Origin of the sequence: Pseudonocardia sp. Ae717_Ps2 (assembly GCF_001932475.1) — a bacterium.
GTDB lineage: Bacteria > Actinomycetota > Actinomycetes > Mycobacteriales > Pseudonocardiaceae > Pseudonocardia.
Map to the genome: position 1 here is coordinate 246,205 of NZ_MCIS01000001.1, position 21,148 is coordinate 267,352.

General features: G+C 71.3%; 17 protein-coding genes. 10 read left to right on the plus strand and 7 right to left on the minus strand.

Annotated elements, in window-relative coordinates; translation table 11 throughout:
- Window positions 1–21 precede the first annotated feature (21 nt).
- Window positions 22–1,833: a sigma-54-dependent Fis family transcriptional regulator gene (locus Ae717Ps2_RS01230; protein WP_075308622.1), complete on the minus strand. Its 1,812-nt coding sequence runs from the start codon at window positions 1,831–1,833 to the stop codon at window positions 22–24.
- Between the two features lie 461 nt (window positions 1,834–2,294).
- On the opposite strand from Ae717Ps2_RS01230, the gene Ae717Ps2_RS01235 reads away from it, so the two are divergent.
- The 7 genes from Ae717Ps2_RS01235 to Ae717Ps2_RS01265 all read left to right on the plus strand — a co-directional run bounded on the left by Ae717Ps2_RS01235 (window position 2,295) and on the right by Ae717Ps2_RS01265 (window position 10,948).
- Complete coding sequence (locus Ae717Ps2_RS01235; protein WP_043276429.1) at window positions 2,295–3,932, plus strand: methane monooxygenase; 1,638 nt, start codon at window positions 2,295–2,297, stop codon at window positions 3,930–3,932.
- Window positions 3,933–4,138: 206 nt separating this feature from the next.
- Complete coding sequence (locus tag Ae717Ps2_RS01240; protein WP_020622161.1) at window positions 4,139–5,197, plus strand: 2Fe-2S iron-sulfur cluster binding domain-containing protein; 1,059 nt, start codon at window positions 4,139–4,141, stop codon at window positions 5,195–5,197.
- On the plus strand, window positions 5,194–6,402 hold the full coding sequence (locus Ae717Ps2_RS01245) for a toluene hydroxylase (RefSeq protein ID WP_075332907.1): 1,209 nt from the start codon (window positions 5,194–5,196) through the stop codon (window positions 6,400–6,402). The genes Ae717Ps2_RS01240 and Ae717Ps2_RS01245 overlap by 4 nt, the downstream gene beginning before the upstream one ends.
- On the plus strand, window positions 6,399–6,758 hold the full coding sequence (gene mimD, locus Ae717Ps2_RS01250; protein WP_020622163.1) for a propane 2-monooxygenase effector subunit MimD: 360 nt from the start codon (window positions 6,399–6,401) through the stop codon (window positions 6,756–6,758). Before Ae717Ps2_RS01245 ends, mimD begins: the two co-directional genes overlap by 4 nt.
- A gap of 177 nt (window positions 6,759–6,935) precedes the next feature.
- A complete protein-coding gene (groL, locus tag Ae717Ps2_RS01255; RefSeq protein ID WP_060713448.1) occupies window positions 6,936–8,624 on the plus strand; it encodes a chaperonin GroEL in 1,689 nt (562 codons plus the stop codon).
- A 92-nt stretch (window positions 8,625–8,716) separates the two neighbouring features.
- Window positions 8,717–9,904, plus strand: a complete 1,188-nt coding sequence (locus Ae717Ps2_RS01260) for an amidohydrolase family protein (RefSeq protein WP_139318839.1) — start codon at window positions 8,717–8,719, stop codon at window positions 9,902–9,904.
- Window positions 9,905–9,934: 30 nt separating this feature from the next.
- Complete coding sequence (locus Ae717Ps2_RS01265) at window positions 9,935–10,948, plus strand: ABC transporter substrate-binding protein (RefSeq protein ID WP_020626635.1); 1,014 nt, start codon at window positions 9,935–9,937, stop codon at window positions 10,946–10,948.
- 99 nt (window positions 10,949–11,047) lie between these two features.
- Here the strand turns inward: Ae717Ps2_RS01265 and Ae717Ps2_RS01270 are convergent, their stop codons facing one another.
- From Ae717Ps2_RS01270 to Ae717Ps2_RS01285, 4 genes are all read right to left on the minus strand, one after another.
- Window positions 11,048–12,193, minus strand: coding sequence for an MFS transporter (locus Ae717Ps2_RS01270; protein WP_075332909.1), 1,146 nt, complete (start codon window positions 12,191–12,193; stop codon window positions 11,048–11,050).
- A gap of 211 nt (window positions 12,194–12,404) precedes the next feature.
- Window positions 12,405–13,043, minus strand: a complete 639-nt coding sequence (locus Ae717Ps2_RS01275; protein ID WP_075332910.1) for an MBL fold metallo-hydrolase — start codon at window positions 13,041–13,043, stop codon at window positions 12,405–12,407.
- Window positions 13,043–14,131, minus strand: coding sequence for an S-(hydroxymethyl)mycothiol dehydrogenase (locus tag Ae717Ps2_RS01280; protein ID WP_075332911.1), 1,089 nt, complete (start codon window positions 14,129–14,131; stop codon window positions 13,043–13,045). The genes Ae717Ps2_RS01275 and Ae717Ps2_RS01280 overlap by 1 nt, the downstream gene beginning before the upstream one ends.
- 183 nt (window positions 14,132–14,314) lie before the next feature.
- The gene (locus Ae717Ps2_RS01285; protein ID WP_075308612.1) at window positions 14,315–14,926 is read right to left on the minus strand and encodes a hypothetical protein; all 612 of its coding nucleotides are present in this window, start codon (window positions 14,924–14,926) and stop codon (window positions 14,315–14,317) included.
- 139 nt (window positions 14,927–15,065) lie between these two features.
- On the opposite strand from Ae717Ps2_RS01285, the gene Ae717Ps2_RS01290 reads away from it, so the two are divergent.
- Window positions 15,066–16,235: a fumarylacetoacetate hydrolase family protein gene (locus Ae717Ps2_RS01290; protein WP_075308610.1), complete on the plus strand. Its 1,170-nt coding sequence runs from the start codon at window positions 15,066–15,068 to the stop codon at window positions 16,233–16,235.
- Between the two features lie 5 nt (window positions 16,236–16,240).
- Here Ae717Ps2_RS01290 and Ae717Ps2_RS01295 read toward each other — a convergent pair whose 3' ends face one another.
- The gene (locus Ae717Ps2_RS01295; protein WP_020627548.1) at window positions 16,241–16,678 is read right to left on the minus strand and encodes a thioesterase family protein; all 438 of its coding nucleotides are present in this window, start codon (window positions 16,676–16,678) and stop codon (window positions 16,241–16,243) included.
- A gap of 29 nt (window positions 16,679–16,707) precedes the next feature.
- Window positions 16,708–17,490 (minus strand): MerR family transcriptional regulator, encoded by a 783-nt coding sequence (locus Ae717Ps2_RS01300; RefSeq protein WP_075308608.1) that lies wholly within the window; start codon window positions 17,488–17,490, stop codon window positions 16,708–16,710.
- A 176-nt stretch (window positions 17,491–17,666) separates the two neighbouring features.
- On the opposite strand from Ae717Ps2_RS01300, the gene Ae717Ps2_RS01305 reads away from it, so the two are divergent.
- Entirely contained in the window at window positions 17,667–18,887 is a 1,221-nt protein-coding gene (locus tag Ae717Ps2_RS01305) for an acetyl-CoA C-acetyltransferase (protein WP_198932122.1), read from the plus strand.
- A 32-nt stretch (window positions 18,888–18,919) separates the two neighbouring features.
- Entirely contained in the window at window positions 18,920–21,097 is a 2,178-nt protein-coding gene (locus tag Ae717Ps2_RS01310; RefSeq protein WP_020627545.1) for a 3-hydroxyacyl-CoA dehydrogenase NAD-binding domain-containing protein, read from the plus strand.
- Window positions 21,098–21,148 lie beyond the last annotated feature (51 nt).

Genomic DNA, 21,148 nt, shown 5'->3' on the forward strand with positions numbered 1-21,148 from the left:
CGTGCCCCGCCGTCTGCCCCGCTACCGGGCCATCCCCGCACCCTCCGGCGTCGCGATGCCGTAGCCGCGGATCTTGCGGTAGATCGTCGCCCGGCTCATCCCGAGCCGGCGCGCCGCCTCGGCCTTGTTGCCGTCGGCGTCGAGCAGGGCGTCGACGATGGCGTCGCACTCGATCGACTCGAGCGGGGTCAGTACCCGCCGGGCCAGCACCCGCGTCTCCGGCGGCAGGTCCTCCAGCCGGATCACCCCGGTCCGGCGACGACTCACGACCTTGCGCAGCACCTGGTAGAGCTGCTCGACGTTGCCCGGCCACCGGTGGCGCATGAGCACCCGCAGGGCCTCCGGCGCACAGGTCAGGTCGGCGCCGCGGGTCAGCCGGGCGAGCAGGTAGGGCACCAGCTCGGCGACGTCCTCCACGTGGTGGCGCAGCGGCGGGACCTCGATGGTGCGCGGGAAGCAGTCCAGCAGCGACGCCAGCTCGGGCGAGTCGGTCGTCCGGGAGCTGCCGCGGGTCGCGACGACCCAGGCCCGCTCCGGGTCGGTCGACTCGCGGTGCGGCTCCAGCGCGTCGGCGAGCGCCGCCGCGGCGGCCGGGGGCAGCCGGTCGACCTCGCGCAGCACCAGCGTCCCGCCGCCCCCGCCGAGCTCGTCGGTCACCTCGGAGAACCAGCGCGGGCCCACGTCGCCGGCGTCGAGCACGCGGACGTGCCCGGCGGGGGAGTGGAGGTGGTGGGTGGCGCGGGCCAGCGTGGTCCGGCCGGAGCCGGGCTCGCCCTGCAGCACCAGCCACTCGTTGGTGCGGAAGTGCCGGTCCACGGCCTGGGCGCACTTGGTCCACAGCGCCCCCGAGCCGACGGCGGTCGGCAGCGCGGTGGTGATCGTCGGCGTCGCGGAGCCGCGGCCGACGGTCTCGCGGTGGGTCAGGCTCACCTGCAGGATGCCGCCCGCCGAGCCCGCCTCGTTCCAGCTGGGCCGGCACTGCACGCGCGCCGTCGCCCCGCTCGGCAGGTCGACGACGAGCTGGCGGTTGCGCCCGGCCCGCAGCGCGTCGGTCGCCCCGGCCAGCAGCGGGGCCTGGTCGCCGGGGGCGATGAGCTCGCGGGCGCGGTCGTTCATCATCACGAGGTCGTCGCCGACGGCGAGCACCGCGGAGTCGCCCCCGCGCTGGACCGCGGTCAGGTAGTCGTGCAGCAGCGTCAGCTCGTGCCGCCCGGACGCGGCGAGCAACGCCTCCTCGATGCGGCGGGCCGTCGTCGCGGCGGTGGCGACCATCAGCGCGTTCGCCTCGGTCCGCCAGCAGGTCAGATCGATGACGCCCAGGATCTTGCCGGTGACCGGGTGCCGGATCGGGGCGCCGGCGCAGGCCAGGTCCTCCAGGTGCTCGACGAAGTGCTCGTGCCCGAACACCTCGGTCGGCCGCCTCCCCTCCAGCGCGGTGCCGATGCCGTTGGTGCCGACGTGCTGCTCGGCGTAGGAGAAACCGGGGACGAGCCACACCCGGTCCAGGTGCTGACGCAGCGCGGAGTCGCCGGTCCGGCGGTCGAGGACGACACCGTCGGAGTCGCAGAGGATGAGGCTGACCGGCTCGGTGGCGAACTGGTCGCACAGCTCGGAGACGATCGGGGTGGCCGCCCGTACCAGCGGGCTGTCGGTCTCGCGGCCGACCTCGGGCAGGTCGATGGAGTCCGGCGCCACGTCGCTGTCCCGCGACCGGATCCAGGACGCCAGGATCGGTGGGCGGACCGCGTCCTCACGCATCTGCTCGTGGTGCAGGAACGCCTCGCGGGCGGCCGCGATCCGTTTGGCCGCGGTGCTGGTGGCGGTCCTGGACACGGATGTGGGCGCCGAGCCGGTGGCGGAGACGTCAGATCCGTCCCCGGGGTGTCGCGGGCGCGGCGTCGGCCGGCCCGCCCGGGTGGCGCCCTGCGCGCCGTCGGGCAGGGGTCTCACACACGGCCTCCTTGCCAGTGTCGAGCTCGGGACACGACCACCGGGGATCCGCGTGCGACAGCGGTGACCTGCCCGGATCCCGTGGCCACGGCGACGGTACGCGCCGTGAGAGCAAGATCACCACAGGTGGCGGGGCGGAAGAGTCTCATATTGAGACCTCGAATGCCTGCCGGACCATGTGTGATTCGCAGCACGGAGGACAGACGGCACCGGCGCCGCGGCACCCACCCACGTCACCGGGTCGTCCGACCTCCGCGTTCGACCACGACATCGGGCTACCCGCGCTCGCCCGCTGATCCGACCACAACCCACCACCGTGAGGAGACGACGTGAGTCGGCAGAGTTTGGCGAAGGCTCACCAGAAGATCCAGGAGCTTTCCTGGGAGCCGCAGTACCACGAGCCGTACATGAAGTACGGAACCGACTACACCTTCAAGAAGGCGGCGAAGAAGGACCCGCTCAAGCAGGTCCTGCGCTCGTACTTCCCGATGGAGGAGGAGAAGGACCACCGCGTCTACGGCGCCCAGGACGGTGCCATCCGCGGCAACATGTTCCGGCAGGTGCAGGAGCGCTGGCTGGAGTGGCAGAAGCTCTTCCTGTCGATCATCCCGTTGCCGGAGATCTCGGCGGCGCGCTCGATGCCGATGCTGTTCCACGTGGTTCCGAACCCGGAGCTGCACAACGGCCAGGCGATCCAGATGATCGACGAGGTTCGGCACAGCACGATCCAGCAGAACCTCAAGCGCCTGTACATGAACAACTACATCGACCCGGCGGGCTTCAACAACTCGCTGCGGAACTTCCAGTCGGACTACTGCGGCACGATCGGCCGCCAGTTCGCCGAGGGGTTCATCACCGGTGACGCCATCACCGCCGCGTCGATCTACCTGACCATCGTCGCGGAGACCGCGTTCACGAACACCCTGTTCGTGGCGATGCCGGCCGAGGCGGCCGCCAACGGCGACTACCTGCTGCCGACGGTGTTCCACTCGGTGCAGTCCGACGAGTCGCGGCACATCTCCAACGGCTACGCCACGCTCCTGATGGCGCTGTCGGACGAGGACAACCGCCAGCTGCTCGAGCGCGACCTGCGCTACGCGTGGTGGAACAACCACCGCGTCGTCGACGCCGCCATCGGCACCTTCATCGAGTACGGCACGAAGGACCGCCGCAAGGACCGTGAGTCCTACGCGGAGATGTGGCGCCGCTGGATCTACGACGACTACTACCGCAGCTACCTGCTGCCGCTCGAGAAGTACGGCCTGGTGATCCCGCACGACCTGGTCGAGGAGTCCTGGAACCAGATCTGGAACAAGGGCTACGTCCACGAGGTCGCGCAGTTCTTCGCCACCGGCTGGTGCGCCAACTACTGGCGCATCGACGGCATGACCGACACCGACTTCGAGTGGTTCGAGTACAAGTACCCGGGCTGGTACGACCGGTACGGCAAGTGGTGGGAGAACTACAACCGCCTCGCCAAGCCGAACGGTCACCACGCCATCGTGGCCGAGGACGTCGACTACGTGTACCCGCACCGCTGCTGGACCTGCATGGTCCCGTGTCTGGTGCGCGAGGACATGGTCGTCGACAAGGTGGACGGCCAGTGGCGCACGTACTGCCACGAGGTCTGCCGCTGGACCGACGCCGAGGCCTTCCGGCCCGTGTACCAGGGTCGCGAGACCCCGAACATGGGCAAGCTCGTGGGTCACCGCGAGTGGGAGACGCTCTACCACGGCTGGAACTGGGCCGACGTCATCCAGGACATGGGCTTCGTCCGTGACGACGGCAAGACGCTGACCGCTCAGCCGCACCTCGATCTCGACCCGAAGAAGATGTGGACGCTGGACCACATGCGGCGCATGCCGCACCTGGCCAGCCCCAACGTCATCCTCAACGAGATGAGCGACGCCGAGCGCGAGGCGTTCGTGGCGGACTACAACCGCCAGGGGCCGGGAGGCCGGCCCGCGCCCACCGACGCCTGAGCGCGGGTCAGGCGAGGGGAGAGGGTTCCCGTCACTCCATGACGGGGCTCTCTTCCCGCGGCCCGGCCGGGGGGTCGTCTTCCCCGGCCGGGTCACCCCGGGACCCCTGTCCGTCGGGCGGGGCCCGGGGCGACGCCTGCCCACGTCTGTCCGATTGGTCTTTTTTCTCACGCCATTCGTCACGCCAAGAGAGGTGGTCTGCGCTCGTGGGCGACAAACACGTCGTGCGGTTCGAGCCCGTCGGCATCGAGATCGAGGTCGACGAGGACCAGAACATCCTCCGTGCCGCGGCCGAGCAGGGCGTCCAGCTCATGCACGGTTGCAAGGAGGGCCAGTGCTCGGCCTGCAAGTCCTTCGTCCTGGAGGGCGAGGACATCGAGTACGACAGCTACTCGACGTTCGCGCTGCCGGACTACGAGAAGGACGAGGGGCACACCCTGCTGTGCCGGGCACACGCCTACGAGGACCTGGTCATCGAGCTGACCAACTACGACGAGGAGATCATCCGCTCCGGCCTGCCCCTCACCAAGGGCGTGGTCGAGGTGGTGTCGGTCGAGGCCGTCACCCACGACATGCGGCACCTGACCGTCAAGCTGGTCGAGCCGTCGGAGATCAAGTTCTTCCCCGGGCAGTACATGGACCTCGTCTGCCCCGGGACCGAGGAGAGCCGCTCGTTCTCCATGGCCAACACCCCGAACCGGGACGGCACCTACGAGTTCGTCATCAAGGTCTACCCGGGCGGGCTGTTCGGGACCTGGCTCGACGAGAAGGCCGCCCCCGGTGACCGGCTCGACGTCGAGGCGCCCTTCGGCACCTTCACCCTCCGGCAGAACCGCAGCTCGCCGATCGTCTTCGTCGGCGGTGGCGCCGGGATGGCGCCGGTGCTGGGCCTGCTGCGGGCGATGGCCGAGGGCGGGGTCGAACGACGAGCCACCTTCTACTACGGCGCGCGCACCGCGGCCGATCTCTGCTTCGAGAAGGAGATCGCCGAACTGGCGCCCCAGCTGGGCGGCTTCCGGTACGTCCCCGCCCTGTCCGACGTGGACGGCGGCGCGGACTGGGCCGGCGAGACCGGCCTGATCACGGAGGTGGTCAGGCGCAACGAATCCGATCTGAAGGGAGCGGATGCCTACGTCTGCGGTCCCCCGCCGATGGTCGACGCGGCGATCGCGACGCTGACCCAGCTGGGTGTGAGTGAGACCAACATCTTCTACGACAAGTTCACCACGACCGGTGAGCAAGAAGGCGAGGACGGACAGCAATGACTCAGTCCCCCACCACGCAGGACACGTCGTCCGGTTCGCAGCGCAGCGTTCCCAAGCCCGTCTTCACCGACGCGGAGGCCGGGGCACGGGAGTTCCCCGACTCGAGCTCGAACGCGCGCCGCTACAACTACTACGCGCCCGCCAAGCGCAAGCAGACGCTGTACGAGGACACCACCGTCGAGGTCCAGCCGGACCCGCGGCACTACCTCGCCCAGGGCTGGATCTACGGCTTCGCCAACGGCGAGGGCGGCTACCCGCTGCACTGGACCAAGCTCAAGGCCTGGGGCGTCGACGAGCCGGAGCCGCAGCGCGGCGTCGGCACCGGCGGCCTGCACGTGAAGAACTGGCCGGCCCACGGCTGGCACGAGTTCCGCGACCCGAACGAGGAGTGGGAGCAGAGCCTCTTCCGGTACAACGCGAACGTCGTCCGCCAGCTCACCCAGAACATCGAGAACGCCCGGAACGCGAAGGCGTTCGAGCTGTGGAACCCGAACTGGGTGCGCTTCGTCGAGCGCAACGTCGGCGCCTGGATGCACATCGAGCACATCCTCGGCCTCTACGTCTTCGCGTCCAACGAGCGGTCCGCGCCGACGAACATGCACAACACCGCGCTCGCCGCGAACTCCACCCGCAAGATCCGGTTCGCCCAGGACCTCGCGCTCTACAACCTGACGCTGTCCGAGGAGATCGACGGTTTCGACGGCACCGCCCACCTCGACGCGTGGGACAACGCGCCGGAGTGGCAGGGCGCCCGCAGGATGACCGAGGCCCTCACCGCGGTCCAGGACGACTGGGGCGAGGCGATCTTCGCGGCGAACTGCGTGTTCGAGCCCCTGGTCGGCGAGCTGTTCCGGTCGAACCTGGTCATGCAGTCCGCCGCCACCAACGGTGACTACGTGACCCCGACGGTCATGGGTGCCGGCGAGTTCGACTACGCCCAGCGCGACCTGCGCTGGTCGATCGCCTGCTTCGCGCCGCTCACCCAGGACCGCGAGTTCGCCGACCACAACCGGGAGCTCGTGGGCGGCTGGCTCCGGACCTACGTGCCGCAGGCGCTGGAGGCCGCCCGGACGATGCAGCCGATGTGGTCCCAGTCGGACTCCAAGCCGCCGACGTTCGAGGACTCCCTCGACCGCGCCAAGAACCGGTTCGCCGGGATCTGCAGCGATCTCGGTCTCGACGTCCCCGAGGAGCTGAAGCAGTGACCAGCACGGACAGCCCGTTCAAGCAGGACAGCACCGCGTCGAACATGTGCGGATTCACGCTGATGAACAACCAGATCGGCGCGGTCATCGCGACGGTCCTGGACCGTCAGGACAACGTGACCGTGCAGCACCTGCCCTCGATGATCCGCGTCGACGGCACCGGCAAGTTCGAGCTCGACTACGAGGCGATGGACGAGGAGGCCGGCCAGGAGGAGGGCTGGTTCGACGCCGCCCAGTTCGAGGAGAACATGTCCACCCACTACGGGCGGATGGTCCACCTGGACGACAAGACGATCATGTTCGCCAATCCCGAGGACGCCGCCGAGTACATCGACTTCGACCTGAAGCCGGTGTAGGACCCGCTCCTCACCCGGATCGCACCGCCCGGGACGACGACCCGTCCCCGGCCCACCACGGTCGGCGACGGCCCGGGCGGTGCGTTCCACCCGCGCAGCGCGCCTGGACGGCGCCTCGGCTGCGCACGTTGATCCACACCCGCGCACCTGGACCGACTCTCTCCGGGAGGACCCACCATGGCCAAGGAACTCCGCTTCGGCGCCGAGGGCCGTCATCTGCTGCAGGCCGGCGTCGACCAGCTGGCCGAAGCCGTCAAGAGCACGCTGGGCCCCAAGGGCCGCAACGTCATCCTGGAGAAGATCACGGGCTCGCCCGAGGTCACGAACGACGGCGTCACCATCGCCCGCGAGATCCACCTGCGCGACCCCTTCGAGAACATGGGCGCCCAGCTGGTCAAGGAAGCGGCGGTCAAGACCAACGACACGGTCGGCGACGGCACCACCACCGCGACCGTCATCGCCCAGGCGATCGTCAAGCAGGGCATGAGCGCCATCGAGGGCGGCGGCAACCCGGTGCTGGTCAAGCGGGGCATCGACATCGCGGTCAACGCGCTCGTCGACCGCCTGCAGACGGTGTCGCACCCGGTCAGCACCGAGGAGGACTACGCCCGCGTCGCCTCCATCTCGGCCAACGACGACTACACGATCGGCGGGGTCGTCGCGAAGGCGCTGCACACCGTCGGCGACGACGGCGTCGTCACCGTCGACGACACCCCGCTGCCGGGCGTCTCGGTGGACTTCGTCGAGGACTTCGAGTTCGACAACGGCTACGTCTCGCCATACATGGTGACCAACCCCGGCACGCTCGAGGCGATCGTCGACGACCCCTACATCCTCTTCACCGCGCACAAGATCAAGGACGTCCAGCAGATCATGCCGGTGCTGGACCGGATCATGCGCAACGACCGGCGCCCGCTCGTCATCGTCGCGGAGACGGTCGAGGGCACCGCCCTGCAGATGCTGGTCCACAACCACGTCAACGGGCACTTCCAGGCCGTCGCGATCAAGGCGCCCGGCTTCGGCGAGAAGCGCATCCACCTGCTGGAGGACATGGCCGCGCTCTGCGGCGGACAGGTGCACTCCAAGAGCTCCTCGTTCTCGCTCGAGCAGATCGACGTCGAGCACCTGGGGCGCGCCGTGCAGGTGCGGGTCACCAGCGAGGGCACCACGATCATCGGCGGTGGCGGGGACAAGCAGAAGCTGGAGTACCGGCTGTCGCAGCTGCGCGCCGAGCTGGCCCGCGCGACCATCGGCACCGACGAGGACTTCTTCTCCGACCGCATCGCCCGGCTGTCCGGGAAGGCCGCGATCATCTCGGTCGGGGCACCGACCAACGCCGAGGCCCGCGAGATCCGGCATCGCGTGGACGACTCGCTGCAGGCGACCCGGGCCGCGGTGGCCGAGGGCATCGTCGCCGGTGGCGGCGCGGCGCTGCTGCACGCCGAGCCCGCCCTGGACGAGCTGGACGTGACCGGGGACTACCGGATCGGCGTCGAGATCGTCCGGCAGGCGCTCACCGAGCCCGTGCACCTCATCGCCTCCAACGCGGGCTACGACGGCGACGAGGTGGTCAAGCAGGTCACGACCATGGGCGTCGACGAGGGCTTCGACGCCCTGGAGGGCCGCTACGGGGACATGGTCGAGATGGGCATCATCGACCCGCTGCGGGTCGTGCGCTCCGCCCTGCAGAACGGCGCCTCGGTCGCCGGGCTGATCCTCACCACCAACTCCCTGGTGGCCGAGGAGGTCACGCCCTGGAACAAGGCCCTCATGACCGAGTTCGGCCAGCTCGACGAGGGCATCCCGCAGCCCAGCCCGGACTCGAGCACACCCCAGTCGATGGGGCTCGGCCCGTCGGTCGGGTAGGTACCGGCCAGCCTGGTCACAGGGAACCCAGGGGAGCGGCCCGGCACGCGCTGCGCGTGCCGGGCCGCTCCGCGACAGTGGAGGTGGTCGTCGTGGACCGGTGCTGCCCAGCGCCCCCGGGGCGTGGTGGTCTCCCGGCGGTCGTCGACGCCCAGGTGCACGGCTGGGACGGCAGGCCGCACAACCAGTCGGGCCCGGCGGGGGAGCAGTTCGTCGCCGACCTGCTGCACCGCCACCGGATGGTCGACCCCTCGCCGCGGCCGCTGTCGGCGGACGCGTTCGAGCTGGTCACGCCGCAGGCACTGGCTGCGCACGTGCTGTCCGCGGTGGACCGCGCGGTGCTGGTCCCTGCCGGGTTCGAGGACCTGTTCGTTCTCGGGTTCGCCGCGCCTGCCTGGCACGCCGAGCTCGCCGCCGAGCACCCCGGTCGGCTCGCGCTGGCCGGCGAGCTCGATCCCGCCGACCGGGCCCGTGCCCGTGGCATCGGCGCCCGGGTCGGTCGCGACGGTCTGCGCGCGCTGACCGTGCTGCCGGCCCGTCGTCCGGAGACCGCGCTGTCCCTGCGGGCACCGTGGCTGCGACGGACCCTGATCCGGGCGGAGCAGGCCGGCGCCGGGGTGGTCCACATCGGGGTCGCACCGACCGCGCGACCGTCGCGCGCGGCACCGGACTGGGCGCACGCGGGCGTCGTCGCCGAGGGGGAGGCGGCTCCGCGGCCCCGGTGGCCGGAGTGGGCCGAGCCGGTCCGCGCCGGGTCCGCCCTGCCGGTCCGGGTGCGCAGCGCGGGGCCGCTGCCGGCCGGGGCCGTCGACGTCACCGAGGTCGCCGCGCTGGCCACGGCCCTGCCCAAGATCCGGTTCGTGGTGGGCGCCGCCTGCGCCCCGACCGCGTCGCTGATCCGGCTGGCCCGCGTGCCCAACGTCTACGTGCTGCTCACCGACCTGCTGATCGCGTTGCGGCGACACCGGGTGCCGGCCGCGGAGGCGCTCGGTGAGCTGCTGGCCGCCTACGGCCCGGACCGGCTGATGTTCGGGAGCGGCTACCCGCTGGTGCGTCCGGCGCGGCTGATCCGCGACCTCATGACCTTCCGCTATCCCGACGAGCTGCGCGGACGGTTTCCCGAGCTCGACGACGACGTGCGCGCCGCCCTGCTCGGCGGTACCGCAGCGCGGGTGCACGGGTTCGACCTCGGCTGCGCCACGCCCCGCACCGGCCCGCGCCGCAGGGGCGCGCTGAGCCCACCTGAATGCAGCACAGGCAAGCCTAAGTTCGTGTCCTAGCATTCCGCCGGACGAGCGGAAGGAACGGACATGGGACTGACCCGGCGACAGATGCTCCTGGGGACGCTGGCAGCGGCCGGTGGCGCCGCCCTGGCGGGGTGTGGCGGGGGCGGCAGGTCGGAGACCGGCACCGGTGCCGCGACGGGGAGCGCCGGATTCCCGGTGACGATCGAGGGCAAGCTCGGCGCGGCGACGATCCCACAGGCCCCGCAGCGCGTGGTGTCCGTGGGCTACACCGACCACGACGCGATCCTCGCGCTCGGGGTGGCGCCGGTGGCGGCCCGCTACTGGTACGGCGACGAGAAGGTCGTCGTGCAGCCGTGGGCCCAGGCGGCCGCGCAGGCGGTGGGCGCGGCACCGGCGGTCCTGAACATGTCCTCCATCGAGCCCGAGAAGATCGCAGCACAGCGCCCCGACCTGGTGATCGGCCTCTACTCCGACCTCGACGCCCAGAGCTATCCGGTGGTGAGCGCCGTCGCGCCGACCGTCGGGCCACCGCGGGGGTTCGACGACTACGGCGCACCGTGGCAGGAGTACACCCGCGAGACCGGGCGGGCGCTGGGCAAGGAGGCCGAGGCCGAGAAGCTGGTCGCCGACCTGGAGGCCAGGTTCGTCGCCGCCCGCGACGCCGATCCACAGTGGAAGGGGCGCTCGGTCGTCGTCGCGAGCCGCAGCGCGGACAAGATCAGCGTGTTCTCCTCGCAGGACCCCCGCTCACGGTTCTTCACCGAGCTGGGGTTCACCGTGCCGCCGCGGATCGACCAGCTGGCCGCAGGCAAGTTCTACACCGAGTTCAGCTTCGAGCAGGCGAGCGAGCTCGACCACGACCTCATCGTCTGGGACCAGCTGTCGTTCACCCCCGGCGGGAAGGCGACGGTCGTCGGGGATCCGCTGCTGTCGCGGTTGCCCGCGATGCGCGACGGGCGCACCGTGTTCCTGGAGGGGGCCACCGAGCTGGCCTTCGCCTGGCAGACCGTGCTCAGCCTCCCGTCCGTGCTCGACGCGGTCGTCCCCGAGCTGCAGCGGGCGATTCCGAAGGCCTGACCCGCTCCCGTCGGGGTGGGGCGTGCCCCGGCCCCGGGGGCCGCCCTGCCACGCGACGCTCCTGCCGGTGGCGTCGCTGCGGGGTCCTCGTGGCGGTGGTCAGGCGCGACGACGGCGGACGGCCGGGGTGAGCAGGAACAGCACCGCGGCCGTCGTGCCGAAGGCGGCGGCGAAGCCGAAGGGCTCGGCGATCGCTCCCAGCCCGGTCGCCCCCAGGCCGGTCCCGGCGTCGTAGGCGATGTTCCAGACGGCGCTCGCCGGGCCGTAGTGCAACGGCCCGGCGGCGGCGAACAGGGCGACCATGGCGTCGTTCTGCACGAGCCCGAACCCGGCGCCGACAGCGGCCGCCCCCGCCACCAGCAGGACCGACGCGAACGGAGCGGTGAGCACCCCGAGCAGCCCGACCGTGGCGCACGCGGTCCCGACCGGCAACAGGGCCCCGGGACGTCCGCTGCGGTCGGTGAGGGTGCCCGCGACGCCGCGGCCGAGCAGCGCCCCGAGCGCGGTGGCGAACAGCGCAGCGGGCACCGCGACCGTCGCCCCCGGCGCGACGAGCGGGGCGAAGGTGATCACGCCGCCCTGCGCGGTGGAGCAGCCCAGCATCGCGAGCACCGGCGCGGCGGGGAGTCGCCTGCGGGTCGCGCGGGGGTGCGGGACGGCGTCGTCGCGGCGGGGTGCGGGGGCCCGCCGGGGCCCGCGCACGAACGCCACCACCAGCGCCCCGGCGACCGGGGTGATCCCGGCGAGCAGGAACACCCCGGTGAACCCCAGCGCGTCGACGACCGCGACGCCCGCCGGCAGGAACAGCAGCTGGGGCAGGCCGACCGCGTAGCCGTAGCGCGCCGCCGCGCGACCGTGTGCGGACGGCTCGACCAGCTCCGCGACGAGCGCGCTCCCGGCGACCGTGGCCATCCCGAACCCGAGCCCACGGACGGCGGAGATCGCCAGCACCGGACCGAGGTCGGCGGTCAGCGCGAGCAACGGCGTCGGGAGGCCGAGCAGCAGTGACCCCACGACCAGCACCGGACGGTGCCCGACCCGGCGCAGCATCGCGGGCACCAGCAGCTGGGTGCCGACGGTGGCCGCCATCAGTACGCCCGTGCTCAGCCCCGCTCCGAACTCGCCGGAACCGCCCCGGGACACCCACAGCGGGACGACCGGCAGCAGCAGGGCGTACCCGCCGAACGCGAGCGCGGTCGAGGCGAGGAGCAGACGGAACGGGAGCGACGACAGCGAGCGGGGCACGCCCCACCGTGTCAGACGCACGCGTCGCGGCGCGTCCCGCGCCCCGGCTCCACGCTGCCCCTCGTCCCGCGCTGTCCGCTCGACCGCTCGCCGAGATGCAGCTCAGCGGGATCCGTGGCTCGTCCGAGCCCGCTGAGCTGCATCTCGGTGTAGGAACCGCTGCGGCCCGGCCCCTGGGTGTGAGGGGCCGGGCCGCAGCGGGGGTGTCGGGTCAGGATCGGTTGCGGATCCATTCGTCGAGGTGGGGTGCTTCGTCGCCGATGGTGGTGGGGTCTCCGTGTCCGGTGCGGACGCGGGTGTCGGCGGGGAGGGTGAGCAGGGTGGTGCGGATGGACTCGATGATGGTGTCGAAGTTGGAGTAGGAGCGTCCGGTGGCGCCGGGTCCGCCGTGGAACAGGGTGTCGCCGGTGAACACGATGCCGAGTTCGGGTGCGTAGAGGCAGGACGAGCCCGGTGAGTGGCCGGGGGTCTGCAGCACCCGCAGGTCGATCCCGCCCGCGGTCAGGGTCTGCCCGTCGGACAGTTCCTGGTCGGGTGTGCGGTCGGGCCAGGTCATGTCCCACAGGACGTGTTCGGCGGGGTTGAGCAGGATCGGTGCGTCGAAGCGGTCGGCGAGGGTGGGTGCTTGGTTGATGTGGTCGTCGTGGGCGTGGGTGCACACGATGGCCTTCACGGTGCGGTCGCCGACGGCGTGGGTGATGGCGTCGGCGTCGTGGGCGGCGTCGATGACGAGGACTTCGTGGTCGTCGCCGATGATCCAGACGTTGTTGTCGACGTCGAAGGATCCGCCGTCGAGGTTGAAGGTGCCGGAGGTGACGACGTGGTCGATGGGGGAGTCGGTCGGGGCCATCAGAGGATCACGACCGATCGGAGGACGTCGCCGGCGTGCATTTTGTCGAAGGCGGTTTCGATGTCGTCGATGCTGATGGTTTCGGTGACGAATTTGTCGAGGGGGAGGCGGCCTTGGAGGTAGAGGTCGATGTAGGTGGGGAAGTCGCGTGAGGGTAGGCAGTCGCCGTACCAGGAGGATTTGAGGGCGCCGCCGCGGCCGAAGTAGTCGATGAGCGGGATCTGGGGGGCGTGCAGGTCGGGGGTGGGGACGCCGACGAGGACGACGGTGCCGGCGAGGTCGCGGGCGTAGAAGGCCTGTTTGTAGGTTTCGGGTCGTCCGACGGCGTCGATGACGACGTCGGCGCCGTTGCCGTCGGTCACGGACTGGATGAACTCGACCGGGTCCTGTTCGGTGGCGTTGACGGTGTGGGTGGCGCCGAACTCTTCGGCCCACTTGAGTTTCCGCGGGTCGGTGTCGACGGCGATGATGGTGGTGGCGCCGGCGAGTGTGGCGCCGGCGATGGCGGCGTCGCCGACGCCGCCGCAGCCGATGACGGCGATGGAGTCTCCGCGCCCGACGCCGCCGGTGTTGATGGCGGCGCCGAGGCCGGCCATGACGCCGCAGCCGAGGAGGCCGGCGGCTTTCGGGTCTGCGTCGGGGTTGACCTTGGTGCATTGTCCGGAGTGGACGAGGGTCTTCTCGATGAAGGCGCCGATGCCGAGGGCGGGGGACAGTTCGGTGCCGTCTTCGAGGGTCATCTTCTGTGTCGCGTTGTGGGTGTCGAAGCAGTACTGGGGCTTGCCCTTGTTGCAGGCGCGGCACTGTCCGCAGACCGCGCGCCAGTTGAGGACGACGTAGTCGCCGGGGGCGATGTCGGTGACGCCGTCGCCGACGGTTTCGACGATGCCGGCGGCTTCGTGGCCGAGGAGGAAGGGGAACTCGTCGTTGATGCCGCCGAGTTTGTAGTGCAGGTCGGTGTGGCAGACCCCGCAGGCCTGGATCTTCACCACGGCCTCACCGGGGCCGGGATCGGGGACGATGATCGTCTCGACGGTGACCGGCTCACCCTTGGCCCGGGCCACGACGCCGCGTACCTGCTGTGCCATAACTCGTACTCCCACTCGTCCTCGATGCCGTCCGCTCGGGACGGATGCTCGGATGGCGACTCTGGCATGGGTGACCGGACGGTGCCAGGTCGGCTCCGGCTCTGCAACAGGTGTTTCGGCATGTGGGGGAACAGAACGGCCCCGGCCCACGGATCGCGTGGGCCGGGGCCGTCCCGGGTGGGCTCAGAAGTCGAAGTCGCCGCCCATGTCGAACCCGCCGCCGTCGTCGAAACCGGGGTCCTCGGCGGCCGGCTCCTCGGCCGGGGGCTCCTCGGCCGCGGCCACGTCCTCACCGGCACCGGCGTCGTCGAACATCGCTCCCGCGATCGCCGTGCCGATGAAGGCACCGGCGACACCGGCCAGCAGCGACCCGGCGATCATGCCGCCCATGCCGGGCGCACGGCCGCCGCCGAGCGACCGCTCCATGGTGCCGGGGTTGCGCATCTCCGCGCGGGTCGCCATCCGCGCCAGCTCCTGCGGATCGGTCGAGCGGGCCCGCTCGGCCTCGGGCACCTGCCCGCCGACGTCCTCGAGCACCTTCTGCCGCTGCTCGGGCGTCAGCTTCGCGAACGCCTCCGCGTGCGCCTGCTCCACCTGCTCGGGCGGTGCGGTGCGGAGCATGTAGCGGTAACGCTCGATCGCCTGCTGGTCGGGGTCCTGCTGCTGCGGTGCCGCGCCGAAGCCCTGCTGCGGCGTCGGGCCGGGCCCCTGCGGCCCAGCACCCCCGAAGCCCTGCTGCGGCTGTGCCTGCGCGCCTCCGGTGAGGCGCTCCTTGAGCTTGTCGAGCAGACCCATCTGCGGGTGTCCTCCTGCGTTCCGGTTCGAGTCCGGTTCCCGCCCGATCCGGACGGACCGGGCACACCGGTCGTAACGTGCGACCGTCACGGTGAGTTCCCCGCCCGCGCCGTCGCCGCATCGCCTACGGTCGGGGACCGTGACGACCGCGCCGCCGCCCGTTCCCGCCCTCGCACTCGGCGCCGTCGCCGGGAAGGGACGCCCCGGCGGCTCCCGCATCGCCTGCCCGCTGCCCGACGGCGGTCTGCTCGACGTCGGCTCGCTCGCCACCGCGCAGCGCGGCCCGTACCCGGACCTGCTGACCGCGCCCGACCTGACCCGGCTGCTCGACGCCGGCGCCCCGGCCTGGCGCGAGGTCGTCGAGTGGCTGCGCGAGTGGCGCGCGGACCACGAGCGGGCCGCCGCGCACCGCCTGCCCGACGAGGGGCTGGTCCCGGTGCTGCCCTTCGCCGTCGCCGACTACGTCGACTTCTACGCCTGCGAGCAGCACGCGCGGAACGCCGGTCTGATCTTCCGCCCGGACGCCTCGGACCCGCTCACCCCGAACTGGCGACGGATGCCGGTCGGGTACCACGGCCGCTCCGGCACGGTCCGGGTCACCGGCACCCCGGTCGCGCGTCCGTCGGGACAGCGTGGGCCCGAGGACTTCGGCCCCTGCGCCACGCTCGACTTCGAGGCGGAGCTCGGCTTCGTCCTGGGCGGACCGGTACCGGGACCGGTCGGGATCGACGACGCCGCCGACCACGTCTTCGGCGTCGTGCTGCTCAACGACTGGTCCGCCCGCGACATCCAGTTCTTCGAGTCCCGCCCGCTCGGCCCGCACCTGGGCAAGTCGTTCGCGACGTCGATCTCGGCCTGGGTGACCCCGCTCGACGAGCTGTCCGCGGCCCGGGTCCCGCTGCCCGTGCACGATCCCGCGTCGCTGCCCTACCTCACCCCGACCGGCCCCGCGCTCGGCCTGGACCTCGACCTCGCCGTGCACCTCAACGGCGAGCTGATCGCGTCCCCGCCGGCGAGGGACCTGTACTGGTCCCCTGAACAGATGGTGGCCCACCTGACCTCGGGCGGGGCCGGGCTGCGCGCCGGTGACCTGCTCGGCTCGGGCACGATCTCCGGTGCGGAGCGCGGGGAGTTCGGCTCGATGCTGGAGCTGTCCTGGAACGGCCGTGACCCGGTCGCGCTCCCCGGTGGTGCCTCACGCGCCTGGCTGGAGGACGGCGACGAGGTCGTGATGACCGCGACCGCGCCCGCCCGCGACGGTGGCAGGATCGCCCTCGGCGAGGTCCGCGGCCGGATCCGCGGCACCTGACCGGATCAGGGCCGCAGCGGCATCAGCGGCTCGGGATCGCCGAGCGCGTTGTGGATCAGCGCCGGGATCTCCTGCTTGCCGCTGCCGTCGACGGCGATCACCACGTAGACGGTGCGGCAGTCGCAGGTGACGGTGCGCTCGCCCGTGTCGTCGAGGGCGCGGACCTGGAAGTCGAGCGCGAAGCTGGTCCGGCCGATCCGCGCCGTCGACACCGCGACGACGACGTCCTCGCCCCACCCGACCCCGGCCCGCCAGTCGAGTTCGGTGTGGACGAGCTGGATGTCGTAGCCGGCGTCGAGCATCGCCCGGTAGGTGAGGCCGCGGTGCTCGAGGAACTCGGTCATCGCCTCGTCGAACCAGGCGAGGTACCAGGCGTTGAACACCACACCCTGGGCGTCGACCTCGTGGTAGCGCACCCGGACCGGGAACTCGAAGTTCGCCATGGACCGATGCTACGACCGCCCTGTCGCGCTCACCCCTCCTGACGGTCGGCCGTGGCGCGACCGGAGTCGACGCGTTCGCGGATGGCCCGGTTGACCGCCCGCCCGAACGCGGCGACGACGCCCTGCACGGTGATCGGCTTGAGCCGGGAGAACGCGGCGGCCAGCCGTCGTCGCTCCTCGGCGGGGCGGCCGCGGTCCCGGTAGGGCTGCAGGACCTCCTCCTGGAACAGCGTCATCAGGTCCTCCGCGAGCGCGGAGGTGTGCCGCTCGATGAGGTCGTGCGAGCGCTTCCACAGCTCCGGCGGCAGGCCCGCGTCCAGCGCCTGCAGGGCCGAACCGAGCGCGACCATCCCGTGCAGCCGCACGGAGTCCGGTCCCGCGTCCGGCAGCCGGGTCAGGGCGCCGAGCTGCTCCAGGGTGGTGACCTCGTCGTCGGACAGGCGACGCCCGGCGCGGCGGTCCAGGCCGGCGCGGTCGAGCTCCTCGTCGACCTCGGGCAGCCAGGGGGTGAGCAGTGCCCGCTGCAGGGCCAGCTCCTCCGGCGCGGTCTCCAGCGGCACCTGTTCCAGCTGCCGCTCGATGGCGGCCAGTGTGAACCCGAGCCCGGTGAGCTCGCCGATCAGCTCCAGCCGGGCGCGGTGCGCCGCGTCGTAGAGGCCGGTGCGGCCCCGCAACCGGGGCGCCGGGATGAGCCCCTTGCCCGCGTAGAAGCGGATGGTGCGCACCGAGATGCCGGTCCGCTCGGCGAGCTGGTCGACGGTGAGCAGCTCGGGGGAGCCGTCGTCGCTCGAGGCATCGGTGGCGGCGGACATGACCGCAGGTTACGGGCCGGGCGTCCTATGCGACAGTGGTGGTGTGACATGGTCGCTGTCACGTTCTTCGACGGCCGTCTTGACCCATGTGACAGTGCTGCTGTAACAAAAGCTACTAGTAAGTAGGGGCAGTGCCGCCCGGCCGCCCCGGCGCCGACCACCCACGAGAGGTTCGGATGAGCGAGATCCCCGAGGCCTACATCTACGACGCGATCCGCACACCCCGCGGCCGGGGCAAGGCCTCCGGTTCGCTGCACGAGGTCAAGCCGATCTCGCTGGTGACCGGCCTGATCGACGCGGTCCGCGAGCGGAACCCGCAGCTCGACACGAACACCATCGACGACCTGGTGCTGGGTGTCGTCTCGCCGATCGGCGACCAGGGCGGTGACATCGCCAAGACCGCCGCGATCGCGGCCGGGCTGCCCGACACCGTCGCCGGTGTGCAGCTCAACCGGTTCTGCGCGTCCGGCCTGGAGGCCGTGAACACCGCGACCCAGAAGGTCCGCTCCGGCATGGAGGAGCTCGTCCTCGCCGGTGGCGTCGAGGCCATGAGCCGCGTGCCGATGGGCTCCGACGGTGGCGCCTGGGCGATGGACCCCGACACCAACTACCGCACCGGCTTCGTGCCCCAGGGCATCGGCGCCGACCTCATCGCCACCATCGAGGGCTGGTCCCGCGAGGACGTCGACACCTTCGCCGTGGAGTCGCAGACCCGTGCGGCCAAGGCGTGGGCCGACGGCCGCTTCGCGAACTCGATCGTCCCGGTCAAGGACCGCAACGGGGTGACCGTCCTCGACCGCGACGAGCACATCCGGGCCGGCGCGACCGTCGAGACGCTCGGTGGGCTCAAGCCGTCGTTCGAGATGATGGGCCGCGACGGCGGTTTCGACGCGGTGGCGCTGCAGAAGTACCACTGGATCGAGAAGATCGACCACGTCCACCACGCGGGCAACTCCTCCGGCATCGTCGACGGCGCCGCGCTGACCCTGATCGGCACCGAGGCGGCCGGGAAGGCCAACGGCCTGACCCCGCGGGCCCGGATCGTCGCCACCGCGCTGTCCGGCGCGGACCCGACCATCATGCTGACCGGCCCGGCGCCCGCCGCGCGCAAGGCGCTGGCCAAGGCCGGGCTGTCGGTCGGCGACATCGACCTCTTCGAGATCAACGAGGCCTTCGCGGCCGTCGCGCTGCGTTTCATGCGCGACATGGACATCTCGCACGACATCACCAACGTCAACGGCGGCGCCATCGCCATGGGCCACCCGCTGGGCGCCACCGGCGCGATGATCCTCGGCACCCTCGTCGACGAGCTGGAGCGCCGTGACCTGCGCCGCGGCCTGGCCACGCTCTGCGTGGGCGGCGGCATGGGCATCGCCACCATCGTCGAGCGCGTCTGAATCTCCCGGAATCTCGGAAGGACTGAACAGCAGTGAGTGAGCAGAAGGCCGTCCGCTGGGAGAAGGACGCCGACGGCATCGCCGTCGTCACCCTCGACGATCCCGCCAGCAGCGCCAACACCATGAACGACGCCTACCGCGACGCCATGCGGGAGGTCGTCGACGACCTGGTGAAGCACAAGGACGACATCGTCGGTGTCGTCATCACCTCGGCCAAGAAGACCTTCTTCGCCGGCGGGAACCTGGACCAGCTCATCGCGGCCGGCCCCGACGACGCCGAGCAGATCCTCACGATGGTCGCCGAGGTCAAGGGCCAGCTGCGCACGCTGGAGACCTTCGGCCGTCCGGTCGCGTCCGCCCTGGTGGGCGCGGCGCTCGGCGGAGGCCTGGAGATCGCGCTGGCCACCCACCACCGGGTCGGCGTCGACGCGAAGGGCGTGGTCTACGGCCTGCCCGAGGTCAGCCTCGGCCTGCTGCCCGGCGGTGGCGGCGTCACCCGCGTCACCCGCATGCTGGGCATCGCGAACGGTTTCATGAACGTCCTCGCGCAGGGCCAGCGGCACAAGCCGGCCAAGGCGCTGGAGCTGGGCCTGATCGACGAGCTCGCGGCCACCCGCGAGGAGGCGTTCGACAAGGCCCGCGCCTGGGTGCTCGCCAACCCCGAGCACACCACCCAGCCCTGGGACCGGCCGAAGTACAAGATCCCCGGCGGCACGCCGTCGAACCCGTCGCTCGCGTCGATCCTGCCCGCGTTCCCGGCGAACCTGCGCAAGCAGCTCAAGGGCGCGCCGATGCCGGCGCCGCGCAACATCCTCTCCGCGGCCGTCGAGGGCAGCCAGGTCGACTTCGACACCGCGCTCAAGATCGAGGGCCGCTACTTCGCGGAGCTCGTCACCGGCCCGGTCGCGAAGAACATGATCAAGGCGTTCTTCTTCGACCTGAACGCGATCAACGGCGGCAAGTCCCGCCCCAGCGCGCCGGAGAAGTGGCAGCCCACCAAGGTCGCGGTGCTCGGCGCCGGGATGATGGGTGCTGGCATCGCCTACGTCTGCTCCCTCGCCGGCTGGGAGGTCGTCCTCAAGGACGTCTCGAAGGAGGCCGCCGAGAAGGGCAAGGCCTACTCCCAGGGGCTGGTCGAGAAGGGCGTCGCGCGCGGCAAGACCACGCAGGAGAAGGGCGACGCGCTGCTCGGCCGGATCCTGCCGACCGACGACTACGCCGACCTCGCCGGCTGCGACGTCGTCATCGAGGCCGTGTTCGAGTCCGTGGAGCTGAAGCAGGAGGTGTTCCGCGAAGCCGCGAAGTACATCAACGCCGACGCGCTGCTGTGCTCGAACACCTCGACGCTGCCGATCACCGAGCTGGCCAAGGGGGTCGACCGTCCGGACGACTTCATCGGTCTGCACTTCTTCTCGCCGGTCGACAAGATGCCGCTGGTCGAGATCATCAAGGGTGAGCGGACCGGCGACGAGGCACTGGCCAAGGCGTTCGACCTGACCCTGGGGATCAAGAAGACCCCGATCGTCGTCAACGACTCCCGTGGGTTCTTCACCAGCCGGGTCATCGGCACCTTCATCAACGAGGGCGTCGCGATGATCGCCGAGGGCATCGACCCGCAGACGATCGAGCAGGCGTCGTCGCAGGCCGGCTACCCGGCCCCGGTGCTGCAGCTGATGGACGAGCTGACCCTCACGCTGCCGCGCAAGATCCGCGAGGAGACGAGGAAGGGCGTCGAGGCCGCCGGCGGCACCTGGACCCCGCACCCGTCCGACCCGGTGATCGACCGGCTCGTCGACGAGTTCGACCGCAAGGGCAAGAGCTCCGGCGCCGGGTTCTACGAGTACGAGAACGGCAAGCGCACCCGCCTGTGGCCGGGCCTGCGCGAGCAGTTCGGTGCGACGAACCACGACGTCGACCTGCACGAGCTGTCCGAGCGCATGCTGTTCATCGAGTCGATCGAGACCGTGAAGTGTGTCGACGAGGGCGTGCTGACCACCGTCGCCGACGCCAACATCGGCTCGATCTTCGGCATCGGCTTCCCGGCCTGGACCGGTGGCGTGCTGCAGTACATCGAGGGCTACCCCGGTGGCCCGGCCGGCTTCGTGGCCCGTGCCGACGAGCTCAAGGCCAAGTACGGCGAGCGCTTCGAGGTCCCGCAGTCCCTGCGTGACCGCGCGGCGAAGGGGGAGTCGGCCACCGCGGCCGCCTGATCCCGTCCGACACCGACCCCCGCCGGCCCCTCGCCGGCGGGGGTCGGTGCG

Bases quoted from the DNA above. Each gene is read 5' to 3' on its own strand.
- Ae717Ps2_RS01245 (WP_075332907.1), top strand. From the start codon at position 5,194: ATGACTCAGTCCCCCACCACGCAGGACACGTCGTCCGGTTCGCAGCGC.
- groL (WP_060713448.1), top strand. From the start codon at position 6,936: ATGGCCAAGGAACTCCGCTTCGGCGCCGAGGGCCGTCATCTGCTGCAG.
- Ae717Ps2_RS01265 (WP_020626635.1), top strand. From the start codon at position 9,935: ATGGGACTGACCCGGCGACAGATGCTCCTGGGGACGCTGGCAGCGGCC.
- Ae717Ps2_RS01275 (WP_075332910.1), bottom strand. From the start codon at position 13,043: ATGGCCCCGACCGACTCCCCCATCGACCACGTCGTCACCTCCGGCACC.
- Ae717Ps2_RS01280 (WP_075332911.1), bottom strand. From the start codon at position 14,131: ATGGCACAGCAGGTACGCGGCGTCGTGGCCCGGGCCAAGGGTGAGCCG.
- Ae717Ps2_RS01285 (WP_075308612.1), bottom strand. From the start codon at position 14,926: ATGGGTCTGCTCGACAAGCTCAAGGAGCGCCTCACCGGAGGCGCGCAG.
- Ae717Ps2_RS01295 (WP_020627548.1), bottom strand. From the start codon at position 16,678: ATGGCGAACTTCGAGTTCCCGGTCCGGGTGCGCTACCACGAGGTCGAC.
- Ae717Ps2_RS01300 (WP_075308608.1), bottom strand. From the start codon at position 17,490: ATGTCCGCCGCCACCGATGCCTCGAGCGACGACGGCTCCCCCGAGCTG.
- Ae717Ps2_RS01305 (WP_198932122.1), top strand. From the start codon at position 17,667: ATGAGCGAGATCCCCGAGGCCTACATCTACGACGCGATCCGCACACCC.